This window comes from Kineosporia sp. R_H_3 (assembly GCF_002198675.1).
GTDB lineage: Bacteria > Actinomycetota > Actinomycetes > Actinomycetales > Kineosporiaceae > R-H-3.
The window spans coordinates 1-3,278 of record NZ_MWLL01000029.1 but is presented as its reverse complement, the minus strand read 5'-3'; the positions used below and the strand labels follow the sequence as shown (position 1 = coordinate 3,278).

Here is a 3,278-nt window from a genome sequence, read left to right as displayed (position 1 = left end):
TGCTCCATGACGACCCTGACCGGGCCAGGCCCCGGCGGGCGGGGCGGCGCCGGCCGCCGCGCGGCCTGGCCCGGTCAGGGTCGTCATGGAGCACCTCCTCCGGGCGGCACCGCTGCCGCGCGGACGGCAACGGCCGGGGGCGGTCGCCCGCCCCCGGCCGCGCGCCGTCAGGCGTGGGCGCCGATCCCCTGCCAGGCCGAGGCCCAGGCAGCGCTGTGGATCGACCCGGCGTTCACCGCGATCGCGATGTTGACGCCGGTGATGGTGGTGATGTTGATGCCGCCGTGCCCGAGCGCGGCGCGCTGCGGGAGCAGCTCGACGGTCTCGGCGGACAGGTCGACGGACAGGTCGTCGACGGCGGCGGTCGTACGGACGGTCGCGGGCATGGCCCCTCCTCATCGGGTGCCCCCGCCGGTGGTCAGCAGCAGGACCACCGGCGGACGGCGGTCAGCCCTGGACGACGAAGACCGTCTGGTTGGCGTGGGCCACCGCGTGCGAGAAGTGGCTGCCGGCGTTGAGCGCCATCGCCTGGTTCGACGCGTACACGGACGCCCAGTTGCCCGGGTGGTGGTGGAAGCCGCCGAGGGCCGCCCGCGCGGGCAGCAGCTCGACGTCCTGCTCCTCGACCTCGGCGAGGGTGAGTTCGGTGCGCATGAGGTTCACCTCCAGTGGGGCGACCGCGGGTCTGCGGTCGCGTCGGACCACTCGACACGGCCGGGCGTCCGCGGTGCGTGACCCATGATCGGTCCGGCGCGTGACCCGCGCGTGATCCACGCGTCACCTGTGAGAGCGGGCATTCCGGCCGTCGTTCATCTCATCCCCATAAGCGTTGACAAATACCGCGGGGCGCGAGAAACCTGATGAACGCAGTGATCGACGAACCGGCCGGCGAGGGCAGACGGCCGGCATCACGTCGCCGGGGCCGCCGTACGCGGTCACCCCCGGCGCACGCGACGACGCGACGGGGCGTCTGCGCACCGTGCCCGGCACCGGGCCGGTGCCCGCGGCCTCCCCGGAGCGTCCGGGAGCACCGGGCGGTCCGCCGCCCGGACGGGGCACGCGGCATCACGGGGGCGCGATGACCACGCGGAGAACGGCCGACGGCACCGGACCGTCACCCGGGTACGCGGTGACGCTGCTCGGGTCCTTCCGGCTCGACGGGCCCGACGGCCCGGTCCAGCTCACCGCGCGCGAGCAGCGCGTCGTGGCGCTGCTCGCCCTGCACGGGCCGCAGCAGCGCGCGGTCGTCGCGGGCATGCTCTGGCCGGAGACGGACGAGCACCGGGCCCGGCAGAACCTCAGGGCCGCCGTGGCGACCCTCGCCCGGCTCGCACCGGGGGCGCTCCGGGCGTCCAAGCTCGCGCTGGAGGTCGACGCGTCGGTCGACGTCCGGGACTTCGTCGCCGTCGCGCAGGACGTCCTGCGGGCGGCGTCCTGGCCCGCCGAGGCCGACGGGACCGGTGGTCCGGCCACCGGCACCGCTCAGCTCGCGGCGCTGTGCACCGCGCTCGTCGGGGACGGCCCCTTCGCCGGGGACCTGCTCCCGGGCTGGTACGACGACTGGGTCCTCGTCGAGGCGGAGCGGCTGCGGCACCTGCGGCTGCACACCCTCGAGGGGCTGTCCGCGCTGCTCTCCGCAGCGGCCCGGTACGGTCTCGCGCTCGAGGTCGCGCTGGCCGCCGTCGCCCTGGACCCGTTGCGGGAGAGCGCGCACCGCGCCGTCATCGAGGTCCACGTCTGCGAGGGCAACGTCGCGACCGCCCTCGCGCAGCACGAACGGTTCCGCACCCGGCTCGCACGCGAGCTCCACATCACGCCGAGCCCGCAGATGGAGGCCCTCGTCGCCCGGCTGCGCCGGCGTCCGGGCACCGACCCCACCCCAGGGAGGCCGTCATGGCCGCAGAAGTCCCCCGTCCGCACCGCACGCACCTGACCCGCGGCCCCGTCGTGGCCGCCGCGGTGCCGGTCCTCGTGCTCTCGCTGGCGGCCTGCACCCCGACCGACTCGTCGAGCTCCTCGTCCTCGAAGTCGAAGTCGTCGAAGTCGTCGTCGAGCACCGTCGTCGTCATCTCCGCGGCGGACGACGTCTGCTGGACGGCGACCGTCGACGGCAAGAAGCACAAGGGCTGCGGCGACGCCGAGTTCACCGACCGCAAGGGCGGGAAGTCGGCGACGGTCGTCAAGACGAGCGACGGCTCCCGCGTCGGCGTGAAGCTCGTCGTCCGCGGGAAGACCGTGGACCGGGGCTCGGTGTGGCGGCGCAACCACTCCACGGTGGTCGTCGAGGACGGATGACCCTCGGGCCTCAGTCGTCCTCGGACTTCTCCGAGACCTCGGTCCTCGGCTCGCCGTCGACGCACGTCGCGTGCACCTCGATGGTGGTGCTGTCGTTGCGTAGCTTGACCTCGACCTCGACGCTGCCGCGCTCGTTGACCTGCGCGCTCCAGTCCTGGGCGGGGTTGACGGAGTAGTCGATCGGGTCGCCGCGGCGGCACGTCACGGTCACCGAGCCGCCCCGGGTCGAGACGGTCCTCGAGCTGGTCCGGGCCGGTGTCGTCGTCCGCGTGCTCGGCTGCGGCCGCGGGGAGCGGGTGCTCGACGTCCGGGTCGAGGGCCGGGACGACGTGCTCCGCGTCGACGAGGACGACGTCCGGGCGGCGTCCGAGGACGACGGGCTCGGGTCCGTCGACGACGTCGAGGGCTCCGGCGACGACGTGGTCGGGGACTGCGCGGGCGACGACGTCCGCCCGTCCGTCGGCCCCGCCGGCGTGGACGACCCCTGCGGGGGCGCCGTCGTCGTGGCCGCCCGGGGCGTCCCGCCGCGCGAGCTGTCGGAGGCGAGCACGCGCACCTGCCGGCCGGCCGAGTCGATCGCGTACCAGGCAGCGGCGGCGACGATGCCGACGCAGAGCAGCCACAGGGACGCGAAGAGCGTCCACCGGGTCAGCCTCATGCCGCCACCTCCTCGGGGGCAGGGTACGCACCGGTCACGAGGACCGTCCGGCGCTCGCGGGAACCGGGCCCCGGCAGGGACCGACCGGACGAAGCATTGCCTGTCCGGGGGTCAGGGGGGATAGCGTCCCCGTCGTGGCTGTGATCCTGCTGATCGAGGACGACGCGGGCATCCGTGCCGCGCTGACGCGGGCCCTGACCGAGCGCGGCCACACGGTGACGTGGCGGCCGGCCGGGCTGCCGGGGCTCCAGGCGGTCATCGACGACCGCCCCGACGTCGTCCTGCTCGACCTCGGCCTGCCCGACGTCGACGGCCTCCAGGTCCT

At 75.0% G+C, this 3,278-nt stretch carries 6 protein-coding genes; 3 read left to right on the top strand and 3 right to left on the bottom strand.

Annotated elements, in window-relative coordinates:
- Positions 1 to 167: 167 nt before the first annotated feature.
- Together ECOMGDLI_RS02570 and ECOMGDLI_RS02565 are read right to left on the bottom strand one after the other, a co-directional pair.
- Positions 168 to 386: a hypothetical protein gene (locus ECOMGDLI_RS02570; protein WP_088313293.1), complete on the bottom strand. Its 219-nt coding sequence runs from the start codon at positions 384 to 386 to the stop codon at positions 168 to 170.
- A gap of 61 nt (positions 387 to 447) precedes the next feature.
- On the bottom strand, positions 448 to 654 hold the full coding sequence (locus ECOMGDLI_RS02565; protein WP_143447471.1) for a hypothetical protein: 207 nt from the start codon (positions 652 to 654) through the stop codon (positions 448 to 450).
- Positions 655 to 1,078: 424 nt separating this feature from the next.
- On the opposite strand from ECOMGDLI_RS02565, the gene ECOMGDLI_RS02560 reads away from it, so the two are divergent.
- Both ECOMGDLI_RS02560 and ECOMGDLI_RS02555 read left to right on the top strand, forming a co-directional pair.
- Entirely contained in the window at positions 1,079 to 1,933 is an 855-nt protein-coding gene (locus ECOMGDLI_RS02560; protein WP_088313289.1) for a BTAD domain-containing putative transcriptional regulator, read from the top strand.
- Positions 1,894 to 2,295, top strand: coding sequence for a hypothetical protein (locus tag ECOMGDLI_RS02555; RefSeq protein ID WP_143447470.1), 402 nt, complete (start codon positions 1,894 to 1,896; stop codon positions 2,293 to 2,295). The genes ECOMGDLI_RS02560 and ECOMGDLI_RS02555 overlap by 40 nt, the downstream gene beginning before the upstream one ends.
- 10 nt (positions 2,296 to 2,305) lie before the next feature.
- Here the strand turns inward: ECOMGDLI_RS02555 and ECOMGDLI_RS02550 are convergent, their stop codons facing one another.
- The gene (locus ECOMGDLI_RS02550; protein ID WP_088313285.1) at positions 2,306 to 2,953 is read right to left on the bottom strand and encodes a hypothetical protein; all 648 of its coding nucleotides are present in this window, start codon (positions 2,951 to 2,953) and stop codon (positions 2,306 to 2,308) included.
- A gap of 134 nt (positions 2,954 to 3,087) precedes the next feature.
- Between ECOMGDLI_RS02550 and ECOMGDLI_RS02545 the strand changes: the two genes are divergently transcribed.
- Positions 3,088 to 3,278: response regulator transcription factor (locus ECOMGDLI_RS02545; protein WP_143447469.1), on the top strand; the 191-nt coding region annotated here is incomplete at its 3' end.